Genomic DNA, 20651 nt, shown 5'->3' on the forward strand with positions numbered 1-20651 from the left:
CCCGGCGCCGATCAGGCGTGGCCGTGGGCGCTACCGTCCGACCAGATCTTTTCGAGATTGTAGAAAGCGCGGACTTCAGGCCGGAACAGGTGGATCACGATGTCACCGATATCCAGGAGGACCCAGTCAGCATTCGGCATGCCTTCCAGGCGAACCGGACGTCCGGTTGCGTCCTTGATAGTCTTGGCGAGGTGATCAGCAATCGAGGCCACGTGACGTGCCGAACGGCCAGACGCGATGACCATGATATCGGCGATCGACGACTTTCCTTCGAGATTGATGAGGGTGATATCCTCAGCCTTGTCGTCTTCGAGGGCGTTGGTGACGGTGTCTGCAAGCGCGCGAATTTCGTCAGCGCTGACATTCTTGGCCTTCAGGGGCTGCGTACTGGTAGCAGGCAGGGCTTCAGTTCCTTTCATCTCGATTCCGAGGAATATAACACGCGTGGCGCACACTCTCTAGCGTTTTTGACCGGATGTGCGCAGTTGTGTGGATGATGTCAGGTCATAGGGAGCTTTCAGATAGACCCAGGCCGGTGCGGGACTCTCCGCCAGGAGTGCGGCATCGCGTTCGCGCAGGCGGTCTCCGGCATAGATATTGGCAAAAGGAGAGTGCAGGGCATCCGTACTGGCATGCGGGCGTGACACAACGCCTATGGGAAGAGTGTCAGCGACCTGGCGCCAGTTCCGCCAGTCATGAAAATTGCTCAGGCTATCTGCACCCATGAGCCAGACGAAATGTGCATTCGGACAATGTCGCGTGAAATGGCCGATCACATCCACGGTGTAGGTCACGCCTGCCCAATGCTCGAAATCGCTGACGAACATGCTCGGATTGTGGCCGATAAGCTCGCGGACATCGTGCAGCCGGTCATAAAAGTCGGCGGGTGGGGTTTTGAGCGGATTGCCCCGTGCGGGTAACCAGTAGATCCAGTCGAGACCGAGCCGCTTCAGCGCGGTTTCGGCAACGTGCAGATGGCCGGAGTGCGGCGGATTGAAAGAGCCGCCAAACAGGCCGATCCGTTGTGTTGTTGCAGGCGGTGGCAGGGTCCGCACGGGTGGCAGCAGGGGAGACGTCAAAGGATGAACCTTGTCACGGACGTGTCTGGCCGGTGCCGCGTACGACATATTTGAAGATGGTCAGCTGTTCCGCCCCGACCGGTCCGCGGGCATGTATGCGGCCTGTGGCAATCCCGATCTCGGCACCCATCCCGAACTCACCGCCATCCGCAAACTGCGTCGATGCATTGTGTAGAACAATGCCAGCGTCGACCTGGGCAAGGAAGCGTTCTGCGGTGGTGGAGTTCTCGGTGATGATCAGTTCCGTATGGCCGGTGCCATACATCGCGATGTGCTGCATGGCTTCGTCAAGGTTTTCGACAATGCGGACCGAAAGCACTGGAGCGAGATATTCGGTGCGCCAGTCTTCTTCGCTGGCCGAGGTCATTTCCGGCAGGATGACCCGGGCGGCCTCGTCGCCGCGCAGTTCGCAGCCAGCGTCCCGCAGCGGCGCGGCAATTGCCGGTAGCAGGGTCTGAGCGAGCGATCGGTTGACCAGCAGTGTTTCCAGCGCCCCACAGATGCCGGTGCGGCGCATCTTGGCATTGAGAACAAGGCTGACGGCCTTCTCTGGGGCGGCGTCTGAGTCGATATATGCGTGGCAGAGACCTTCAAGATGGCCGATAACAGGGACGCGCGCATCGGCCTGAACGCGGGCAACGAGCCCCTTGCCGCCGCGCGGCACGATCACATCAAGCTGTCCCTGAAGCCCGGCAAGCATATGGCCCACGGCTGCCCTGTCAGGCGTATCGACAAGCTGGATTGCATCCATCGGCAAGCCGGCACCCTTGAGCCCCGAGCGAAGTGCTGTTGCGATGGCGAGTGCCGATTGCAGGCTTTCGCTGCCTGCGCGCAGGATGGCGGCGTTGCCAGATCTCAGGCAAAGCGCGGCTGCGTCTGCGGTCACGTTCGGTCGGGCTTCATAAATGATGCCGATAACGCCAAGTGGCGTGCGAACACGCGCGATATCGAGGCCGGATGGAACGCTCCAACGGGCAATCTCCGCCCCGACCGGGTCTGGCAGCCTGGCGATGTCACGTACGGCCCGGGCAATGGAGCTGATGCGCTCTGGATCGAGCGCGAGTCGGTCGAGCATGGCGTCGCTCAGCCCTTTGTCCCGGGCAGCGGCCATATCGCGCCCGTTTGCATCGAGTATCAGGCTTTCGGCGGCTTCCAGCGCATCGGCCATGGCATTAAGGCCAGTGGTGCGCTGTTCTGCCGTGATCGTGCCAAGCCGGGTTGATGCTGCGCGGGCACGCTGGCCCATCTCCAGCATGGAGTCTTCCAGTGTCAGGTCGTTGGATTCAGTGATCTGGCTCATGACGAGCCTTTTGCAGCAAAGCCGCGGCAGCTGCAACTACAAGCCGCGTTCAGCAGGGCTGCAAGCAGGGCATCTATCAGCCACGCCAGAAACGGGCTGTCATGAGGGTGAAAACGGCAACGAATTCAAGCCGTCCCAGGAGCATGGCAATCAGGCAAACCCATTTTGCGGGGTCCGACAGGGACTGGAAGGTACCGGATGGGCCAATCACCGGGCCAAGGCCAGGGCCGACATTGGAGACAGAAGTGGCCGCCCCGGAAATCGAGGTCAGGAGATCCTCCCCCGTCATCGAGATCAGGATCGTCGCGGCCACGAACGTTGCCATGTAAAGGAAGACGAACACCATGACGGACTGGAGCGTATCCCCAGGTACTGTGCGACCGGCATAACGTATGCGTACGACGCGGTTAGGGCGTACGATCTGTGCTGCGTAGGCCATGACGGCCTTGAAGCTGATCTCCAGCCGGAACATCTTGATTCCGCAGGCGGCCGAACCAGCGCATCCGCCCATGAAGGTTGCGATCAGGAAGATCACGACGACCGGCTCGCCCCATGTGTCGTAAGGGGCTGATGCGTATCCCGTGCCGGTCATGATCGAGATAATGTTGAACAGCGCCTCCCTGAATCCGTGAAAGATGTGGTCGAAGATGGGCGGGTCCACGACAGCTTCATGCCAGATCACGATGACGGCCGAGAAGCCGAGCGCGAGGCAGACATAGAGGCGCGGCTGCGGGTCATTGATCATCGGGCGCCAGCGCCCGTGCAGCAGCATGAGTGTCAGAAGGCTGAAAGGCAGCCCGGCGATAAACATGAAGAAGGTTGCGGCGTAAGCGGCGGGGGTATCGGAAAAGAAGGCGAACGAGGCATCATGTGTCGAGTAGCCGCCTGCCGACATGGTGGTCATGGAGTGAGCGATCGCATCGAAGGCGCTCATGCCACAGGCGGCATAGACAATCGCGCAGGCCATGGAGATGATGATGTACACAATGCCCGTCTGTGCAGTGATTTCGGTGATCCGCGGCAGGAACTTGCCGGAAACGTCAGAGCTTTCGATCTGGAAAAGCTGCATGCCGCCGACGCGCAGCATTGGCAGGATAGCGATGGCGGTCACGATGATGCCGATGCCGCCGATCCATTGCAGGATAGCGCGCCAGAGAAGGATGCCGCGAGGCGTGCTGTCGAGCCCCGTCATTACTGTTGAGCCGGTCGTTGTCAGTCCTGATACGGCTTCGAAAAGCGAGTCCGTGAAGGACATGCCGTAACTTATGAACGGGATCGTCGCGATAATCGGCAGGACGATCCAGATCGCGACGGTCAGGAGGAAGGCTTCCCTTGCGCCGGTAGAGGGCGGAGCGCCCCCTGAGAGAACAGCGAGCCCGGCCCCGATAAGCAGGCTTATGGCTGAGGAAATCAGGAAGATCGACCATTGGTCGCTGCCGTCGGCAATATCGAGCAGCGCAGACGGGAGCATGGCGGCGCCCAGAAGGGCGATCATGATCCCGATGGCAAATATGACGGCACGTATCTGCATAGAAAAAAGGGCCTAACACCGAAAATCCTGAGAAGCCGTCAATTTCTTCATTTGGGGGCGTGTAAGCGTGCCGCTGATAAAGGTCACGTCTGGACTGGCATAGGGTAAAAAAATTCTGTGCTTTTTGGGCTTCTTTTTAACGCTCTGTAAACAAAGAATTTTCATCGAAAAAACAAGGGTGATTTCCTTGGGTTGTTGATAGTGTTCTGATAATTTCCTGTTTTGTTCATGATTTGGGCGCTTGTGGACGCGACGAATCATGACTCAGCCCCATTGGTTCCCAAATTTACCCATGCTATCCCAATTAATCATGAAATCGTCCCAAATCATGGGGGATGGGGAATAAGGGAAGCGGCTGGTGTTTGTTTCCACCTACGAAACATCGCTTGATGCGAAAGGACGGGTCTCTGTGCCCGCACCCTTTCGTGCGGCCCTCTCCGGAGGAAATCGTATCTTTCTCTGGCCCGCCATCGATGGTTCGGGTTGTCTGGAGGGTGGTGGCGATGACCTGATGGGGCTCTACCGTCAGACGCTCGCGCGCATGGCGCCCAATGACCCCAACCGCCGGGCCTTTATGCACACAATCTTTACTCGCTCGGCCGATTTGAAGGTCGACGATACGGGCCGCATTTCAATTCCTGCGCCCCTGCTTGAGGCGGCCGGAATAGAAAAGAAGCTCGTTTTCGCGGGCGCTTTCGACAGGTTTCATGTCTGGGAGCCGTCGCGGTTCGCCGAATTTGATAGCCAGATGGCTGAAACCGCACGGGATAATCAGGATGCGCTGGCGGAGCCGTTCCAGCAGGCCATGGCGGCTGGGGGGCTGCCGGGGCTCGCGGCTGGGGGAGTTGAGGTATGACACACCGCCCGGTCCTTCTGGATGAGGTAGTCGTTGCCATGGCGCCGCGAGATGGCGAAGTGCATGTTGATGGCACATATGGCGGAGGCGGTTATGCGCGGGCCCTTCTTGCGGCAGCCGATTGCAAGGTGCTTGGTATCGACCGGGATCCAGATGCGATAGAGCGGGCCAGGGTGGCTGCGGGGGCTGAAGCTCAGCTGGTGCCGCTTCATGGGGCATTTGGTGACATGCGGTCCCTGGTCGAGGGCGCAGGCTTTGAGCGTGTAGATGCGATTACGCTCGACCTTGGTGTCTCCTCTTTCCAGCTCGATGAAGCGGAGCGCGGTTTTTCCTTCATGCGGGACGGGCCGCTGGACATGCGAATGGGGCTTGCGGGGCCAAGCGCCGCGGATGTCGTGAACCAGATGGATGAGCGCGATCTTGCTACAATTTTCTTCCGGCTTGGTGAGGAAAAGCAGTCCCGTCGCATCGCGCGGGCCATCGTTAAGCGCCGCCTTAAGGCTCCTTTCACCACAACACTCGATCTTGCTGATTTGATCGAGGACGTGCTTGGCGGCAGGCGTGGGGCGAAAACTCACCCGGCTACCCGGTCATTCCAGGCGATCAGGATGTTCGTCAATGACGAACTGGGCGAGCTTGCCAGGGCGCTGGAGGCGTCGGAACACCTTCTGGACGAAGGGGGAAGGCTTGTCATCGTGACCTTCCACTCGCTGGAGGACAGGATGGTGAAACTGTTCATGCGCGAACGCGCGGGGCTCATGGGGGGCGGTTCACGCCACATGCCGAAAAAAGATGAGGGTCCCGCACCCAGCTTCGCGCTTGCTTCGAAAAAGGCAACCGAGCCTTCCGAGGCCGAGCTTGCGGTCAATCCACGGGCGCGCTCTTCCAGGCTGCGTGTGGCGGTTCGCACCTCGGCTGCGCCGATGGGGGGTGTCGTTTCTACAGGGGTCGAGCTTCCTGACCTGGGAAGCCTGGAGGCAGCATCATGAGCCGGCGTGCATTCCTCGTGGGTCTGGCTGTCATCGGCCTCCTGGTTTTCAGTCTGTACCGGGCAAAGTATGGCGCGCGCGAAAGTGCCGACGAGATTGCGGCCGTCGAGAACCGCATCGAGGAGGCTATCGAGGAGCGCAAGGTGCTTCTGGGTGAGCTCAGCCACTTGTCGCGTCAGGAATGGATCGAGGAATTCGCGCGCAATGAGCTGGGCATGAAGCCGGCCAGGGCGGAACAGTTCATCCGTGCAGATGAGCTTGATGAGCGCCTCGGCCCGGCCGTGGATGCTCACCTGGCCAGTGCGCCACAGACCGGAATGGAGGCCAGCGATGACTGACGGGCGTTTTCAGGAGTCATCCGCAGGTGCGTCACTGCGGACAAAGCTTGTATCCTTCGTCATGTGTCTCGGTTTCGCGGTGATTGCCGGAAAAGCTGGTCTTGTTGCCCTGACGGGGGCAAAAGGCGATGCGGGCGTAGCGCGAACATTCGAGGAGCCTGTTCAGCGCGCAGATATTGTCGACCGGAATGGTGAGCTGCTGGCAACATCGGTCGCTGTCTATTCCCTTTTCGCGGACCCGCGCGCCATATGGGAGCCCGGTGAAGTAGCCAGGGGGCTCGCCGGCGTTCTGCCGGGGATAGATGTTCAGTCTCTTACGGCAGACCTTTCCAACAGTGATCGCGCGTTTGTCTGGGTAAAGCGGGGCCTGACGCCCCGCCAGCGTCGCGCCGTGCATGAGCTTGGGCTTGAAGGGCTGGGGTTTCGGGAAGAAAGCCGCCGGGCCTATCCGCGCGGCACGCTGGCCGGGCACGTGATCGGTTATGCCGGTACGGACGGGAATGGCCTGTCCGGTGTCGAGTACACCCAGAATGGGGAGCTTGCCGATGGAGGAAAGCCGCTCCGGCTAACCATAGATTCCAATGTCCAGTTTGCCCTGGAGGCGGAGCTTTCGGCGGCAGCGGGCGAATATGATGTCGATGGCGGTGCAGGCGTCGTGCTCAGTGCGCGGGACGGCGAGGTGCTGGGCCTGGCCAGCTGGCCGCCAATCGACCCCAACAGGGCGCACCGTCTTTCAATGGATGACCCGGCCCGTCTCAACCGGGCGGCCAACGCTGTGTTCGAGCTGGGGTCGGTTTTCAAGCCACTGACGGTCGCGGCCGGTATAGACACCGGAGCTATCAGCCTGAGTGACCGGTTCGATGTGCGTGAGCCTGTCGTCATCGGCAGGCGTACCATTCGCGACACTCACCGGGTTCCGGGCCCTGCGACGCCGACGGAGATCGTTTCCGAAAGCTCCAATATCGGGACCGTCAAGATCGCCATCATGCTCGGCGCGAGGCGTCAGCAGGAAATGCTCGCAAATCTCGGCCTGTTCGATCGTTCGCCGGTGGAGCTGTCTGGCAGTGCATCGCCCATCCTGCCGGCCCGGTTCGACGAAATCCACGCTGCAACCGTCAGTTTTGGTCACGGGATCGCCGTATCGCCAATTGCCTTTGCCAGTGCCTTCTCGATTTTTGCCAATAATGGTGAACTGGTCGAGCCAACGCTGATACTCGATGAAAAGCGCCGGCGTTCGCGCCGGGTTATTTCCGCACCGACCGCGGCAGTCATGACGCGGATGCTGCGCGAGGCCGTCATGACGGGCACGGGCGGCCATGCCGAGGTGGCCGGATACCGTGTCGCCGGCAAGACAGGCACCGCGGAGAAACCCATTCCCGGTGGCTATTCGCATGACGAGAACCTGTCCTCGTTTGCTGCAGTGTTTCCCGCAGATAGCCCCGAATATGTCGTATTGATCGTGCTGGATGATCCCAAGGATGAAGCGGGACGTGCACGTACAGCGGCCTGGAATGCTGCGCCGACAGCGGGCCGTGTGATCCAGCGTATTGCCCCAATGCTGGGCATCGAGCCGTCCTTCGATCAGCCGGACCGGGACCAGGACCCGATGGTCCGCTCCGTCTCGGAGAGAAGGAGTACGCTATGAAGCTCGCGGCGCTTTTTCCAGGTCACGACATTGCGACAGCTATAGAAGTCAAAGGACTGTCAGCGGATAGCCGCAAGGTAAAGCCGGGCTTCGTCTTTGCTGCGCTCCAGGGCGTGAGCGCGGACGGGCGTGATTACATTCCGCAGGCGCTTGAGAACGGGGCGGTGGCTGTCATCGGCAAGGGGCTTCCGTCGATGGAAGCTGCAGCAGCCATCGAGGTGGATGAGCCGCGCCTGGCGCTTGCGGTCGCCTCAGCGGCTTTCTATGCCCGCCAGCCCGAAACAGTCGTCGCCGTAACGGGGACAAACGGCAAAAGTTCGACCGTCGACTTTCTCCGACAGATCTGGGAAGCCGCAGGGCTGACTTCGGCGTCCATGGGCACGCTCGGCGCGATCGGCCCGTCAGGACATATCGACCTCGGCCATACCACGCCGGACCCCGTCGCCATTCATGAGACGCTGGCAACGCTTGCAGGTCAGGGGGTCAGTCACTGCGCGATGGAAGCGTCGTCGCACGGCCTCGTCCAGTACCGTCTTGATGCCGTAAAGCTTGCTGCGTGCGCTTTTACCAACCTGACGCAGGACCATCTCGATTATCACGCGGACATGGATGAGTACCGGGCCGCCAAGCTGCGTCTGTTCGCCGACCTCATGCCACAAGGCGCACCGGCGGTTGTTAATGCTGACAGCCCTGAGCGGGGGGCTTTCGAGCAGGCGGCGAAAGCGGCAGGTCTAGTGCCGGTGTCTGTCGGTTGGCGTGGGGAAGACCTGAAGATCGAAGAGTTGATGCCGCGCGCCACAGGCCAGAAGCTTTTCCTGAAGTGGCGTGGAGAGGCTTGCGAAGTGGAGCTGCCACTTATCGGTGAGTTCCAGGCGCTCAATGCGCTGACAGCAGCTGGGCTTGCGCTGTCTCTGGGCGCGCCACTTGCCGATGTCTGCAAGGGCATGGCTGCGCTTCAGCCTGTTAAGGGACGGCTCGAATTTGTCGGCAAGACGGCGGAGGGCGCAGGCGTTTTTGTCGATTATGCGCATACGCCAGACGGGTTGGACGTTCTCATCCGTGCCGCACGTCCGCATACGGCGGGCAACCTTGTGGTCATCTTCGGCTGCGGGGGCGACAGGGACCGCAAGAAGCGGCCCCTCATGGGAGAAGTTGCGGCAAGGCAGGCAGATACCGTCATTGTGACGGACGATAATCCGCGTTCGGAAGATCCGGCCTCTATCCGCAAGGCCATCCTCAAGGCTGTCCCGAACGGGATCGAGATCGCAGACCGGGCTGAGGCGATCCGCAAGGCTGTGGCTGGCCTGAAAGCAGGCGATACGCTGCTTATCGCGGGTAAGGGGCATGAAACGGGCCAGATCATTGGCTCGACTGTCACACCCTTCTCGGATCAGGAGACCGCAGCTGCAGCCCTGTCGGAGGTGGATGGATGAACCGTCCACTCTGGACCTCCGAAGAGATAGCCGCGGCCACGGGTGGGCACGTCACCACGCCGTTCGAAGCTACAGGTGTATCCATCGACACGCGCTCTCTCGAGGCGGGCGATCTCTTCGTGGCCCTCAAGGATGTGCGTGACGGGCATGAGTTCGTGCCCGGTGCCTTCGAGGCCGGGGCCAGTGCCGCGCTGGTCAGCCGGGAGGTCGAGGGCGCGACGGGGCCGCTCATCATCGTTGAAGATGTCATGGCCGCGCTTGAGGCGCTCGGTGTCTTTGCGCGCGACCGGGCGAAAGACGCGACACGGATTGCTGTCACGGGCTCTGTTGGCAAGACGAGCGTAAAGGAAATGATCGCGCGGATTCATCGCGGGCAGGGCAAGGCACACTGGTCGGTCAAGAGTTTCAACAATCACTGGGGCGTGCCACTGACGCTCGCGCGGATGCCAGCCGATACGCGCTATGCCGTCTTCGAGATCGGCATGTCCACGCCCGGTGAAATCGCCCCGCGCTCACGCATGGTGGCGCCGCACGTTGCCGTTATCACGCGGATTGCGCCGGCTCATCTGGAAGGGCTCGGGTCGATCCAGGGTGTTGCGAAGGAAAAGGCCGACATTTGCGCTGGCCTTCTGGAAGAAGAGGGGGCGTCTGTCTGCCTGCCACTCGGTGATGATATGCTGGGCTATCTGGCCGGGCGTGTCCGGGAGATGAAGCCCGAAGCAGGTCTCTATCTTTTTGGCGGGCATGCCGGTCTCGTGAATATAAAGGATATTCAGCATGAAGGCGTGTCGCTGGTCGATACTTATGCCTCTGCCAATGGCGTGAGCCAAATCCGGCTGACAGTACTGGGGCATTCGGTTGAGACGAATGTCGGGGCAGTCGGTGAGCACTGGGCAGACAATGCCGCCTGTGCGCTGCTCGCCGCTGGCCTCGATGAAGCCCTTGATGTCGTGCAGGCGGGCAAGGACCTTTCGGGCTATGCCCCGCCGCCAGGGCGGGGGGCATCGGAGGCGCTCGTCCTGCCTGAAGGCGAAGTGACGCTCATTGATGACGCCTATAACGCCAACCCGGCCTCCATGCGTGCCGCACTGTCCAGCTTTGCGAGCCGGGAAGGCAAGCGCCATGTCGTCGCGCTCGGCGAGATGCTGGAAGTTGGTGCCACTTCAGAGGCTGAGCATCGCACGCTTGCCGAGCCGGTGCTGGAGAGCGGAGCCACGCTTGCGTTTCTCGCTGGGGCAGGAATGAAGCCGCTCGCCGATGCCCTCAAGGCGCGAATCGAGACGCATTGGGCATCAAGGGCCGATGAGCTGGAAGCTGTGGTTAAAAAGTCATTAACAGGCGGCGATCTTCTCTTGATAAAAGGGTCGAATGCATCCGGGATGGGACGGCTCGCAGACAGGTTGCGCCAGTGGAGTGCGGCCGCGGACGGGCAGGTGATGTCTCGCGGTCCAGAAGGGGCTGCAGGGGGTGCGAATGCTGTATGAGCTTCTGGCAGCAGATGACGGGCTCTTCCGTCTGTTTAACTACACGACCTTCCGCACGGGCGGCGCGATTGTTACCGCTTTCCTGTTCTCTGTCCTGACCGGGGATTGGGTCATCGACAGGTTGCGCGAGCGGCAGGGAAAGGGCCAGCCAATCCGCGATCTCTCGCTTGAGGCGCAACTGTCCAAGCAGGGTACGCCGACCATGGGTGGATTCCTGATCTGGATCGGGCTGGTTCTGGCGACCCTTCTCTGGGCTGACCTCGGCAATCCATACATCTGGACGGTCCTGTTCGTGACCGTCTCCTATGCCTTCCTTGGGTTCCTGGATGATTACGCGAAGGTGACCAAGCACAGTGCGGCAGGTGTCTCCGCCCCCGCCCGACTGATGGTGGAATTCATTGTGGCGGCCCTGGCGGGTGCTTTCATCATGGGCATCCACGGTGCTCATACGCCGCTGGGCCACGCAGAGTGGGGGCCGCTGAATGATGTCGCGCAGTTCATTGCGTCGCTGGCCCCCGAAACCTCAGTCGAGCCGAACGATCAGAGCTTTTCAGGCGGGGTGGCTGTTCCCTTCGTCAACGAGTTCTTCGTGCCCCTGGGGGGCTTCTTCATCCTCTTTGCGATGATTGTCGTCGTGGGATCTGCCAATGCCGTGAACTTCACGGACGGGCTCGATGGGCTTGCCATTGTGCCGATGATGTTCGCTGGGGCCTCCTATGCGCTGATCGCCTACCTGACCGGCAACTTCATCTTTGCTGACTATCTCGGCATCCAGTTCACGCCGGGCGCCGGAGAGATGGGCGTCCTGCTCGGGGCCATGATCGGCGCGGGCATGGGCTTTCTCTGGTTTAATGCCTATCCGGCGAAAGTTTTCATGGGCGATACGGGCTCCCTTGGTCTGGGTGGGCTGATCGGTGTCGTTGCCGTTGCCGTCAAACACGAATTCGCCCTCGCCATCATAGGCGGCCTGTTCGTGATTGAGGCACTTTCGGTGATGATGCAGGTCAGCTGGTTCAAGATTACCAAGCGTCTGACAGGGGAGGGCAAGCGCATCTTCCTGATGGCGCCGCTGCACCATCATTTCCAGAAGCAGAACTGGCCCGAGACCCGGGTCGTTGTCCGCTTCTGGATTCTCTCCGTCCTGTTCGCCCTTGCGGGCCTTGCAACACTGAAGCTGAGGTGAGGCAGGCCGCATGATTCCGATCACCGAGTATGCAGGACGTGATGTGGCGGTCTACGGGCTGGGCCGCACCGGGCTGGCCGCCGCCAAGGCGCTCCGGGCTGGTAATGCGCGCGTGCATGCCTGGGACGACAATGAAGAGACCCGTGCAAGGGCCGAAGCCGCTGGCATTACGTTATCAGACCTGAACAAGCGGGACTGGCAGAGCTTCGCAGCCCTGATCCTTTCACCGGGTATTCCCTACCGCTTCCCGCAGCCGCATCGGCTTGTCCGCCTGGCACAGATGACCAATGTCCCGGTTGTCGGGGACATGGAGCTCTTTGCCCGGGCGGTTCAATCCTTGCCAGAACGCGCACGCCCGAAAGTGATTGGAATCACGGGCACGAATGGAAAGTCCACGACGACCGCGCTTATCGGGCATATCCTGAAAGAGTGCGGCATGGATGCCCGTGTTGGCGGCAATATCGGCACAGGCGTGCTCGACATGGCACCGCTTCATGCCAACGCGGTCTACGTACTTGAGCTCTCTTCCTATCAGCTCGACCTCGTCCGCAATTTGCACTGCGATGTCTCGGTCATGCTGAATATCTCGCCTGACCATCTCGACCGGCATGGCAGCATGAAAGGCTATATTGATGCCAAGCGCCGGATCTTCCTGAACCAGCAACCGGGCGACACAGCTGTCATCTCGGTTGATGATACCATTACCCAGACGCTCGCCATGGACCTATCCACGCGAGGGGGTGTGCGTGTCTCGCAGGTCTCTGCGGAATTCGCGCTTGGCCGGGGCGTGAGCGCAGTGGATGGCAAGCTCTATGACAGCCTGCTCGGCAACGCAGTCCGGGTCGGCAGCTTCGAGGACACACCGACCCTGCCGGGGCGCCACAATCACCAGAACGCCGCGGCGGCTTATGCTGCCTGCCGGGCGCTTGGGCTTGAGCCGGGACGCATTTTTGCGGCCATGCAGACATTTCCCGGTCTTGTTCACCGCATGGAACAGGTGGGTGAGATCGATGGGGTGCGGTTCGTCAATGATTCCAAGGCGACGAATGCCCAGGCTGCAGAGCAGGCGCTCAGGGCATATTCCAGCGTCTACTGGATTGCTGGCGGCAAGGCCAAGGAAGAAGGCATTGCACCTCTGAGTCCCTATTTCGGGCGGGTTGCCAAAGCCTATCTGATCGGCGAGGCGGCTGACGCATTCGCTGAGGCGATGGAAGGTCATGCTGCTTATGAGGTTTCCGGTACGCTCCAGGCGGCCGTGATGCAGGCCTATGAAGATGCCCGTGCCTCTGGTGACGAAAACCCGGTGGTCCTTCTTTCGCCAGCCTGTGCGAGCTTTGACCAGTTCAAGGATTTTGAAGCGCGCGGTGATGCCTTCCGCGACATTGTCGAGGATATTGGAGGCAATGCGCTGGTCAGTGTGATGAGGGAAACCGGATGAGTGTCCAGTTCGGGGAGTCGCTGATCCTGCCGCGTGCGGACGGGTCTTACATTACGGAATGGCGTCGCAGCATAGACTGGCCCATCCTGATTGCGGCCTGCACCTTGCTCGGCCTGGGCCTGATGCTCTCGCTTGCGGCAGGGCCGCCCGCCGCAGAACGTATCGGCCTGTCCGATCCGTTTCATTTCTTCAAGCGCCACTGCGTTTTTGCCGTGCTCGGTTTTGGCGCGCTCATCGCGACAAGCATGCTGGACCGCGTTTGGTCGAGGCGGATGTCTGCCGTGATCTTCTGCGGTTCGTTCGTGATGCTGGCAGCGCTGCTGGTCATTGGTTTCGAAGCAAAAGGCGCCCAGCGCTGGATTCAGCTCGGCGGCTTCACGCTCCAGCCTTCGGAGTTTGCCAAACCCGCACTGATCGTGCTGTCCGGCTGGCTTCTGGCCCAGCGGCAGCAATATCCGGGTGGGCCCTGGGCAGTGGTTTCACTGGTTTTCTTCGTCGTGACGCTGGGGTTGCTCCTGTTACAACCTGATGTCGGCCAGTCGGCCCTTCTGACCGCGTCGTTCATCGTGACCTTTTTTGTGTCCGGCCTGCCATGGAAATGGGCTGTCGCCTTTTTCAGTGGCGGTGTCGGACTGTCAGCTGCTTTGTACGCCTCCTTGCCGCACGTTCGTCACCGGGTGAACAGCTTCCTCAATCCATCGGAATACGACACCTATCAGATCGACAAGGCATCAGAGGCGATTGCGCGCGGCGGATTTCTGGGAACCGGACCGGGTGAGGGCACAGTCAAAAGCCATCTACCGGATGCACATACCGATTTCATCTATGCCGTGCTTGGCGAAGAGTTCGGTTACATTGCCGCGCTGGTCCTGATCGGGCTCTATGTTTTTATCTGCTGGCGGGGTTTCCGGGCGGCGGCGCGCTTGAACGATCCATATCCGCGTGCTGCAGCTGCCGGGCTATTTGCACTTTTCGGCCTTCAGGCTGCCATCAATATCGCTGTTAATGTGAGCCTTATTCCGCCGAAGGGCATGACCTTGCCCTTCATTTCCTATGGAGGCTCTTCAATGCTGGGGATTGCGTTGACTCTGGGCCTCGCACTGGCGCTAATCCGGCGTCAGGGTGGAGCAGCCTGGAGAGCCAATGGCTGAGACTGAGAAAGACAAACCCCTCGTCATCATCGGGGCAGGGGGTACGGGCGGGCACATGTTTCCTGCCGCTGCCTTCGCAGATGAGATGCGGTCACGCGGCTGGGCCGTCGGTCTGATGAGCGATGCACGCGGACTTCGCTATGCCGAACAGTTTCCGTCTGACTGGAAGGAGGAAGTACGCGCAGCAAGCCCCCGGCTCAGAAAGCCATGGACGCTACCCGGCAGCGCGCTGAAGATCTGGGGTGGAATTGGTTCGGCCACACGCACAATGAAGCGGCTGAAGCCTGCCCTTGTTGCCGGGTTTGGCGGCTATCCGGCCTTTCCGGCGCTGACGGCGGCCAGCCGGACAAAGACACCGATCCTCATTCACGAGCAGAACGCGGTACTTGGCCGTGTGAACCGGCGGTTTGCCGGGAAAGCGGCAATTGTTGCTTCTGGTTTCGGAAGGCTGGATCACTTGCCCTCGAAGGCCACTCATCATCCGGTCGGCAATCCTGTACGTGCAGAGATCGCGGCAAAGCGGGAGATTCCTTACCCTTCCGTCGACGGGGAGCTGACCATCTTTATCACAGGCGGCAGCCAAGGTGCGCGTATCCTTGGAGACATCCTGCCTCTGGCTATTGCCAACCACACGCCTGCGCCTCTGCGCGCACGATTGAAGGTTGTCCAGCAGGTACGCGAAGAGCAGCTGGAGCAGGTGCGCGCGATCTATGACCGTGTCGGGATCAATTATGAGCTCAAGCCCTTCTTTTCGGACATGCCGGCGCGGCTGGCAGACGCGCACATGATTGTCGCGCGCTCTGGTGCAGGCACAGTCAGCGAGATTGCTGCGGTGGGAAGGCCGTCCATCCTGATCCCGCTCAAGATCGCGATGGATGATCACCAGTCTGCAAATGCGGAGTCGCTCGTGGCGGCCGGTGCGGCCGATGTTGTGCTTGAGGAGAATATGTTCCCCAACCTGCTTGGCGAGCTGATCAAGGTACGCCTCGAGGATGGCGCCGACCTGAAGAACCGTGCCACCCGCGCTCGCGAGAAGGGGACGGTCACAGCAGCCAGCGATCTTGCGGATCTGGCCGAACAGGTGGCAAAGCAGGCCTCATGAAACTCAAACCTTCCCCCTTCGAACTCGGCCCGGCGCATCTTGTCGGGATTGGCGGTATCGGCATGTCCGGCATTGCCGAGATCATGATCAATCTTGGCTACAAGGTGCAGGGCTCAGACGTAAAAGAAAGCGCCAATGTCGAGCGTCTGCGTGAGAAGGGCGCGACCGTGCACATCGGCCACACGCCGGAGAATGTCGATGGGGCAGGCGCGGTCATCATCTCCTCGGCCATCAAGGGTGACAATATCGAGGTTCAGGCCGCGCGCTCCAAAGGCATTCCGGTTGTGCGCCGCGCCGATATGCTGGCCGAGATCATCCGCATGAAATGGACCGTCGCCTGTGCGGGTACACATGGCAAGACGACCACGACGACCATGGTCGCCGCGCTTCTTGACGGGGCCGGGATTGACCCGACCGTCATCAATGGCGGGATTATCAATGCCTATGGTTCCAACGCCAAGGCGGGCACGGGCGACTGGATCGTCCTTGAAGCCGACGAGAGTGACGGCACATTTACCAAGCTGCGCCCCACCATCGCCATCGTGACCAATATGGATCCCGAGCACATGGAGCACTACGGCTCCATGGAAGCACTGCGCAAGGCGTTCGACACCTATGTCGGCAACATCCCCTTCTACGGTTTCGGCGTACTCTGCACCGATCATCCGGAAGTCGCCGCCATGGTGAGCCGTGTGTCGGACCGGCGCATCATCACCTACGGCTTTAATCGCCAGGCCGACGTGCGTGCCGTCGACATGCGGTCCGACCCGGACGGAGTGACGTTCAACGTCATCGTGCGTGACCGGGTCGATCATGACGTGACGACCGTGGACGATGTGCGCCTGCCCATGGCGGGCGAGCATAATGTCTCGAATGCGCTGGCCTCGATCACTGTCGCGCTGGAACTCGGCGCGAGTGCCGAGCAGATCAAACGGAGTTTCGCGAACTTCGAGGGCGTAAAGCGCCGTTTCACGCCGGCGGGTGAATGGAACGGCATTCGCATCATTGATGATTATGGCCACCACCCGGTCGAGATTTCAGCCGTGCTGAGGGCCGCGCGTGCCATGCAGGGACAGAACCGTGTGATCGCAGTTGCCCAACCGCACCGCTACTCCCGTCTGCACGACCTTTTCGAGGATTTCTCCCAGTGTTTTCGAGAGGCGGATGTTGCGCTTCTGGCCCCTGTCTATGCGGCTGGAGAAGACCCGGTTGAGGGGGCGACGCATACCGAACTGGTCGAGAGTATCAAAGCCCATGGCCATAAGGATGCACGCACGCTCACCTCACTGGACGAGCTACCGGATGTGATCCGCGAGATCGCGCAGCCGGGTGATCTGATCGTCTGCTTGGGCGCCGGCGACATCACCGCGCACGCCAACGCGCTCGCCGGGAAGCTGGGCGGCTGACATGGCAGACTGGCGAGACAGCCTGCCAGAGGTTCGCGGCAAGCTCATGCGCGACCAGCCGCTCGCGCCCTACACATGGTTCCGGGTTGGCGGGCCGGCTGACATTCTCTTTCTGCCGGCTGATGAGGAGGACCTCGCAGCTTTTCTGAAAGACTTGCCGGAAGACGTCCCCGTCACTTTTCTGGGCGTCGGCTCCAACACGATTGTCCGCGATGGTGGCATTGAAGGCGTGACGATCCGTCTGATGGGCGGCTATTGGGGAGCGGTAGAGCCAGGTGGGCCGCATTCCTTGTTTGCCCGCGCCGGCGCGCTCGATCTGGCCGTGGCAAAGACCGCCGCGAAACAGGGCATATCGGGACTATCCTTCTTTTCGGGTATCCCCGGCTCCATCGGCGGGGCAGTGCGCACCAATGCGGGCTGTTATGGGCGCGAACTGAAGGACGTCGCCAACCAGATCGAGGGCATTACGCGGTCTGGCGAGAAGGTGCGTTTCGAGGCAGAGATCGCACAGTATGGGGACCCGAAAATCGAGTTCTCCTACCGTCATACAAACTTTCCCGAAGACGTTATCGTGACCGGCATCCTGCTGACCGGCTCAGGCGAGGGCGACCCTGAAGCGCTGCAGAAGGAAATCGCGGAACACCAGGCGCGCCGTGCCGAGACCCAGCCGATCCGCGAGAAGACAGGGGGGTCCACTTTCGCCAATCCAGATCCGCCGGGCACACCGGACCAGCGCTCAAGCTGGAAACTGGTCGATCAGGCCGGTTGCAGGGGATTGCGTGTCGGCGGCGCACAGGTCAGCGAGAAGCATTGCAACTTCCTCATCAATACGGACGACGCGACGGCCGCCGATATCGAGGCGCTCGGGGAACTGGTGCGGGCGCGTGTGCTTGACGTGACGGGCGTAAGCCTGCGCTGGGAAATCCGGCGGATTGGCAGGCTCCAGCCCTGAGCACGCCAGTTTATTTTTTCTCCATTTCCTCGTGAACCTGCCCCCAGGCCAGCATGGCAAACAGGCCCGCCCCACCGATGAGATTGCCTGCAAATGCGGGCAGGAGATTTACGACGACAAGCTTCAGGATTTCGCCCTCTCCTTCGAAGGCGAGAAGGAACAGCTCCGTCGAGCCAACCACCACATGGGCAAAGTCGCCCAGCGCGATCAGGTAGGTAAAAAAGACGATTACCCAGAATTCATTACCTTCTGAGCCTGGCCTCATCCAGACAAGGGCGGCGACGAGGAAGCCAGCGGGCATCGCCTTCACGAAAGTTTCCCATGCCCCCCATTCAGCAACATGATTGCCAAGCTCTACGGCGGCCTGCTTGACCTCTGGCTGCAAGGCACCGCTATAGGCAAAGAAGCCTGCGGCAACAGCTGTCCCAACCATGTTGGCGAGAAAGACAGTGCTCCAGAGACGTGTTGTTCCGACAATTGTTCGTCGGCATGGATCTGCCAGTGCAGGCAGGATTGCCGTGATTGTGTTTTCCGTGAACAGTTGTAGCCGTCCGAGCATGACAATCAGGAAGCCTGCGGCATAACCGAAATTCTCGATGAGTGGACGCCATTCCCTATCTGGCAGGCCATTGCGTATCATCGCCTCCATCGCGAGCGACATCGAGATAGCGATGCCCGCGGCAATGCCTGACCACCATATCGACGACTGCGGCCGCGACAGCTCCGTGCGACCTTCCTGTCGAATGATCTCATAGACCATCCGTGACTTCAGCTTGGTGAGCGTTGCGGCTTCGACGCGCTCCTGCTCTGTGATCTGATCATCTTCAGCGTGATCGGGAGACTTCCGGACCTGTTTTGACATGAAGCGTTTAACGTCTTGGTCGCCACAATGTTCATTTCAATGTGCGGGGATGCCATCAGGCGAAGGACTGCCTTAATTTCTCACCTTCATCATGATTCGTTAGGCACAGGCTCACGAAGCCATGCGGAACAAGCCGGAGGTAGACATGAAGCGCGTCGCAGTCGTTTACGGGGGCTGGTCGTCCGAGCGGGAGGTTTCGATCTCTTCAGGCACGCAGATGCTGCGGGCTGCCGAAGCAGCTGGATATGATGCCACCGGCATTGATGCGACGCGGGACCTGGCCCGCCAGATTGCCGAAGCGAAGCCGGATGTCATCCTGAACGGTCTGCATGGTCCATGGGGAGAGGATGGATGCGTACAGGGGCTCTTCGAGATTCTCGACATTCCCTATACCCACTCCGGCGTGACGGCCTCCGCGATTGCCATGGACAAGCGCAAGTCCAAGGCAGTTTATATGCAAGCTGGAATCGAGGTCGCAAAGGACGTCGCTGTTAACCGTAAACAGGCGGCCAGCGCCCACCCGCTCGCACCGCCTTATGTCATCAAGCCTGTTAATGAAGGGTCCAGCTTTGGCGTCGTTTTCGTGCGTGAAGACAATAATGGCCCGTCACAGTTCGTCCTGTCGGAAGAATGGACATATGGCGACAATCTTATGGCAGAAGAATATATTCCAGGACGCGAACTGACCGTGGCCGTCCTGGGCGACAAGGCCCTGACTGTGACCGAAATTACAACGTTAAGGGAGTTTTACGATTTTGACGCAAAATATGCGGCAGGTGGATCGCGCCACGTCATGCCAGCAGAAGTGCCTGAACACATAGCGAGCAGGGCCAAAGAGGCCGCCCTGCAAGCCCATCAGGCACTTGGTTGCAGAGGCGTGACGCGGTCAGATTTTCGATTTGACGAAGAGAAGGACCGGCTCGTGATTCTGGAAACCAATACCCAGCCAGGCATGACACCGACATCCCTCGTCCCAGAACAGGCAGCCTACACCGGCATGACCTTCGAGGCGCTCGTCAGCTGGATGATCGAGGATGCGTCATGCCACAGGTAAAGGGCAAGCAGCAGAAGACGGGCAAGACCCGCCAGCGCAAGGCGCCGCCGCCCGAGCCGGAATATGCTCGCGTGGACACATCTTCGGTGGTTTTCGGTCTCGTTATGGTGCTCGCCGTAATCGTGGCCGGTGCGGCTCTCATGGGCGGCTCGCTGTCGAAAATCGACAGCCGCTTCCAGGCCGGTCTGGACACGGCCGCCGCCGCAGCGGGCTTTGCCGTCGCTGATGTTAAAGTTGTCGGGCTTGAGATGAATACTGGCCTTGAAGGGCGTCTCAGACAGGTGTCCGGTGTCGAGCCGGGTGAGAACATGTTCCGGGCCGACCCGCATGTCATCCGCCGCCGTGTGGTTTCAGCCGGCCATGTCAGCGACGCGCGCGTCTACCGTCTCTGGCCTGACCAGATCCTGATCCATGCGTCACCAGCGCGTCCCGTCGCGCTATGGCACAATGGTGAAAACTGGAAGGTCGTGGACAGTCTTGGCCGGACGATGGAAGGACTTGATCCACAGGCGCACGCTTCGCTTCTGCGCCTGTCCGGTGCGGCTGCCCCAGAAGGCACCGAGGCGCTGTTGCGTGTTGTCTCGCAGAATCAGGGCTTGCTGCCAGAAATTTCCTATGCCCAGCGTGTCTCGAAACGCCGTTGGGATATTAAGCTGCGTAATGGAACGACCATACAGCTTCCGGCGGATTCGCATATTGATTCGGCCGCCGTCCGGCTCGCAGAAATCGAGTCGGAAGCACGACTTACCGCGCGCGATGTCGGCAGGATTGACCTGCGCGTTCCCGGTAAGGTCTACCTCAAACCAGAAGGCAGCCAGGGTGCCGGAAGCGCACCGGCAGAAAGCTGA

General features: G+C 60.5%; 19 protein-coding genes. 14 read left to right on the plus strand and 5 right to left on the minus strand.

Annotated features, from left to right (window positions below; all coding sequences use genetic code 11):
- Window positions 1-11: 11 nt before the first annotated feature.
- The 4 genes from rsfS to Q1K31_RS01900 all read right to left on the minus strand — a co-directional run bounded on the left by rsfS (window position 12) and on the right by Q1K31_RS01900 (window position 3910).
- Window positions 12-419, minus strand: a complete 408-nt coding sequence (rsfS, locus tag Q1K31_RS01885) for a ribosome silencing factor (protein WP_300376121.1) — start codon at window positions 417-419, stop codon at window positions 12-14.
- A 39-nt stretch (window positions 420-458) separates the two neighbouring features.
- Entirely contained in the window at window positions 459-1079 is a 621-nt protein-coding gene (nadD, locus tag Q1K31_RS01890) for a nicotinate (nicotinamide) nucleotide adenylyltransferase (RefSeq protein WP_300376123.1), read from the minus strand.
- A gap of 13 nt (window positions 1080-1092) precedes the next feature.
- Window positions 1093-2379 carry a glutamate-5-semialdehyde dehydrogenase gene (locus Q1K31_RS01895; protein WP_300376125.1) on the minus strand — a complete coding sequence of 429 codons (1287 nt, stop codon included), beginning with the start codon at window positions 2377-2379 and terminating at the stop codon, window positions 1093-1095.
- A gap of 76 nt (window positions 2380-2455) precedes the next feature.
- On the minus strand, window positions 2456-3910 hold the full coding sequence (locus Q1K31_RS01900; RefSeq protein WP_300376127.1) for a TrkH family potassium uptake protein: 1455 nt from the start codon (window positions 3908-3910) through the stop codon (window positions 2456-2458).
- Between the two features lie 358 nt (window positions 3911-4268).
- Here Q1K31_RS01900 and Q1K31_RS01905 point away from each other — a divergent pair, with 358 nt between their 5' ends.
- From Q1K31_RS01905 to murB, 12 genes are read left to right on the plus strand one after another with little or no spacing between them, the layout of a single operon-like run.
- Window positions 4269-4766: a hypothetical protein gene (locus tag Q1K31_RS01905; protein ID WP_300376129.1), complete on the plus strand. Its 498-nt coding sequence runs from the start codon at window positions 4269-4271 to the stop codon at window positions 4764-4766.
- Window positions 4763-5755, plus strand: coding sequence for a 16S rRNA (cytosine(1402)-N(4))-methyltransferase RsmH (gene rsmH, locus Q1K31_RS01910; protein ID WP_300376131.1), 993 nt, complete (start codon window positions 4763-4765; stop codon window positions 5753-5755). Before Q1K31_RS01905 ends, rsmH begins: the two co-directional genes overlap by 4 nt.
- Window positions 5752-6093, plus strand: coding sequence for a septum formation initiator family protein (locus Q1K31_RS01915; RefSeq protein WP_300376133.1), 342 nt, complete (start codon window positions 5752-5754; stop codon window positions 6091-6093). Before rsmH ends, Q1K31_RS01915 begins: the two co-directional genes overlap by 4 nt.
- A complete protein-coding gene (locus Q1K31_RS01920; protein WP_300376135.1) occupies window positions 6086-7738 on the plus strand; it encodes a penicillin-binding protein 2 in 1653 nt (550 codons plus the stop codon). The genes Q1K31_RS01915 and Q1K31_RS01920 overlap by 8 nt, the downstream gene beginning before the upstream one ends.
- Window positions 7735-9171, plus strand: coding sequence for a UDP-N-acetylmuramoyl-L-alanyl-D-glutamate--2,6-diaminopimelate ligase (locus Q1K31_RS01925; protein ID WP_300376137.1), 1437 nt, complete (start codon window positions 7735-7737; stop codon window positions 9169-9171). Before Q1K31_RS01920 ends, Q1K31_RS01925 begins: the two co-directional genes overlap by 4 nt.
- Complete coding sequence (gene murF, locus Q1K31_RS01930) at window positions 9168-10655, plus strand: UDP-N-acetylmuramoyl-tripeptide--D-alanyl-D-alanine ligase (protein WP_300376139.1); 1488 nt, start codon at window positions 9168-9170, stop codon at window positions 10653-10655. The genes Q1K31_RS01925 and murF overlap by 4 nt, the downstream gene beginning before the upstream one ends.
- On the plus strand, window positions 10645-11838 hold the full coding sequence (gene mraY, locus Q1K31_RS01935) for a phospho-N-acetylmuramoyl-pentapeptide-transferase (RefSeq protein ID WP_300376141.1): 1194 nt from the start codon (window positions 10645-10647) through the stop codon (window positions 11836-11838). The genes murF and mraY overlap by 11 nt, the downstream gene beginning before the upstream one ends.
- A gap of 10 nt (window positions 11839-11848) precedes the next feature.
- Window positions 11849-13276, plus strand: a complete 1428-nt coding sequence (gene murD / locus Q1K31_RS01940; RefSeq protein WP_300376143.1) for a UDP-N-acetylmuramoyl-L-alanine--D-glutamate ligase — start codon at window positions 11849-11851, stop codon at window positions 13274-13276.
- Window positions 13273-14427 (plus strand): putative lipid II flippase FtsW, encoded by a 1155-nt coding sequence (gene ftsW / locus Q1K31_RS01945; RefSeq protein WP_300376144.1) that lies wholly within the window; start codon window positions 13273-13275, stop codon window positions 14425-14427. The genes murD and ftsW overlap by 4 nt, the downstream gene beginning before the upstream one ends.
- Window positions 14420-15529 carry a UDP-N-acetylglucosamine--N-acetylmuramyl-(pentapeptide) pyrophosphoryl-undecaprenol N-acetylglucosamine transferase gene (locus Q1K31_RS01950; RefSeq protein ID WP_300376145.1) on the plus strand — a complete coding sequence of 370 codons (1110 nt, stop codon included), beginning with the start codon at window positions 14420-14422 and terminating at the stop codon, window positions 15527-15529. The genes ftsW and Q1K31_RS01950 overlap by 8 nt, the downstream gene beginning before the upstream one ends.
- On the plus strand, window positions 15526-16935 hold the full coding sequence (gene murC / locus Q1K31_RS01955; RefSeq protein ID WP_300376146.1) for a UDP-N-acetylmuramate--L-alanine ligase: 1410 nt from the start codon (window positions 15526-15528) through the stop codon (window positions 16933-16935). Before Q1K31_RS01950 ends, murC begins: the two co-directional genes overlap by 4 nt.
- A 1-nt stretch (window position 16936) precedes the next feature.
- Window positions 16937-17887: a UDP-N-acetylmuramate dehydrogenase gene (murB, locus tag Q1K31_RS01960; protein ID WP_300376148.1), complete on the plus strand. Its 951-nt coding sequence runs from the start codon at window positions 16937-16939 to the stop codon at window positions 17885-17887.
- A gap of 10 nt (window positions 17888-17897) precedes the next feature.
- On the opposite strand, the gene Q1K31_RS01965 is transcribed toward murB, so the two are convergent.
- Window positions 17898-18749 carry a formate/nitrite transporter family protein gene (locus tag Q1K31_RS01965; RefSeq protein ID WP_300376150.1) on the minus strand — a complete coding sequence of 284 codons (852 nt, stop codon included), beginning with the start codon at window positions 18747-18749 and terminating at the stop codon, window positions 17898-17900.
- 145 nt (window positions 18750-18894) lie between these two features.
- On the opposite strand from Q1K31_RS01965, the gene Q1K31_RS01970 reads away from it, so the two are divergent.
- Entirely contained in the window at window positions 18895-19803 is a 909-nt protein-coding gene (locus Q1K31_RS01970; RefSeq protein ID WP_300376152.1) for a D-alanine--D-alanine ligase, read from the plus strand.
- Window positions 19791-20651, plus strand: coding sequence for a cell division protein FtsQ/DivIB (locus Q1K31_RS01975; protein WP_300376154.1), 861 nt, complete (start codon window positions 19791-19793; stop codon window positions 20649-20651). The genes Q1K31_RS01970 and Q1K31_RS01975 overlap by 13 nt, the downstream gene beginning before the upstream one ends.

It is taken from the genome of Henriciella sp. (assembly GCF_029936995.1).
Lineage (GTDB): Bacteria > Pseudomonadota > Alphaproteobacteria > Caulobacterales > Hyphomonadaceae > Henriciella.

Coding starts and splice junctions, on each gene's coding strand:
- Q1K31_RS01975 (WP_300376154.1), top strand. CDS start 19,791: ATGCCACAGGTAAAGGGCAAGCAGCAGAAGACGGGCAAGACCCGCCAG.
- Q1K31_RS01925 (WP_300376137.1), top strand. CDS start 7,735: ATGAAGCTCGCGGCGCTTTTTCCAGGTCACGACATTGCGACAGCTATA.
- rsmH (WP_300376131.1), top strand. CDS start 4,763: ATGACACACCGCCCGGTCCTTCTGGATGAGGTAGTCGTTGCCATGGCG.
- murB (WP_300376148.1), top strand. CDS start 16,937: ATGGCAGACTGGCGAGACAGCCTGCCAGAGGTTCGCGGCAAGCTCATG.
- Q1K31_RS01915 (WP_300376133.1), top strand. CDS start 5,752: ATGAGCCGGCGTGCATTCCTCGTGGGTCTGGCTGTCATCGGCCTCCTG.
- murF (WP_300376139.1), top strand. CDS start 9,168: ATGAACCGTCCACTCTGGACCTCCGAAGAGATAGCCGCGGCCACGGGT.
- ftsW (WP_300376144.1), top strand. CDS start 13,273: ATGAGTGTCCAGTTCGGGGAGTCGCTGATCCTGCCGCGTGCGGACGGG.
- mraY (WP_300376141.1), top strand. CDS start 10,645: ATGCTGTATGAGCTTCTGGCAGCAGATGACGGGCTCTTCCGTCTGTTT.
- Q1K31_RS01970 (WP_300376152.1), top strand. CDS start 18,895: ATGAAGCGCGTCGCAGTCGTTTACGGGGGCTGGTCGTCCGAGCGGGAG.
- Q1K31_RS01900 (WP_300376127.1), bottom strand. CDS start 3,910: ATGCAGATACGTGCCGTCATATTTGCCATCGGGATCATGATCGCCCTT.
- Q1K31_RS01950 (WP_300376145.1), top strand. CDS start 14,420: ATGGCTGAGACTGAGAAAGACAAACCCCTCGTCATCATCGGGGCAGGG.
- rsfS (WP_300376121.1), bottom strand. CDS start 419: ATGAAAGGAACTGAAGCCCTGCCTGCTACCAGTACGCAGCCCCTGAAG.
- Q1K31_RS01895 (WP_300376125.1), bottom strand. CDS start 2,379: ATGAGCCAGATCACTGAATCCAACGACCTGACACTGGAAGACTCCATG.
- Q1K31_RS01920 (WP_300376135.1), top strand. CDS start 6,086: ATGACTGACGGGCGTTTTCAGGAGTCATCCGCAGGTGCGTCACTGCGG.
- murC (WP_300376146.1), top strand. CDS start 15,526: ATGAAACTCAAACCTTCCCCCTTCGAACTCGGCCCGGCGCATCTTGTC.
- Q1K31_RS01965 (WP_300376150.1), bottom strand. CDS start 18,749: ATGTCAAAACAGGTCCGGAAGTCTCCCGATCACGCTGAAGATGATCAG.
- murD (WP_300376143.1), top strand. CDS start 11,849: ATGATTCCGATCACCGAGTATGCAGGACGTGATGTGGCGGTCTACGGG.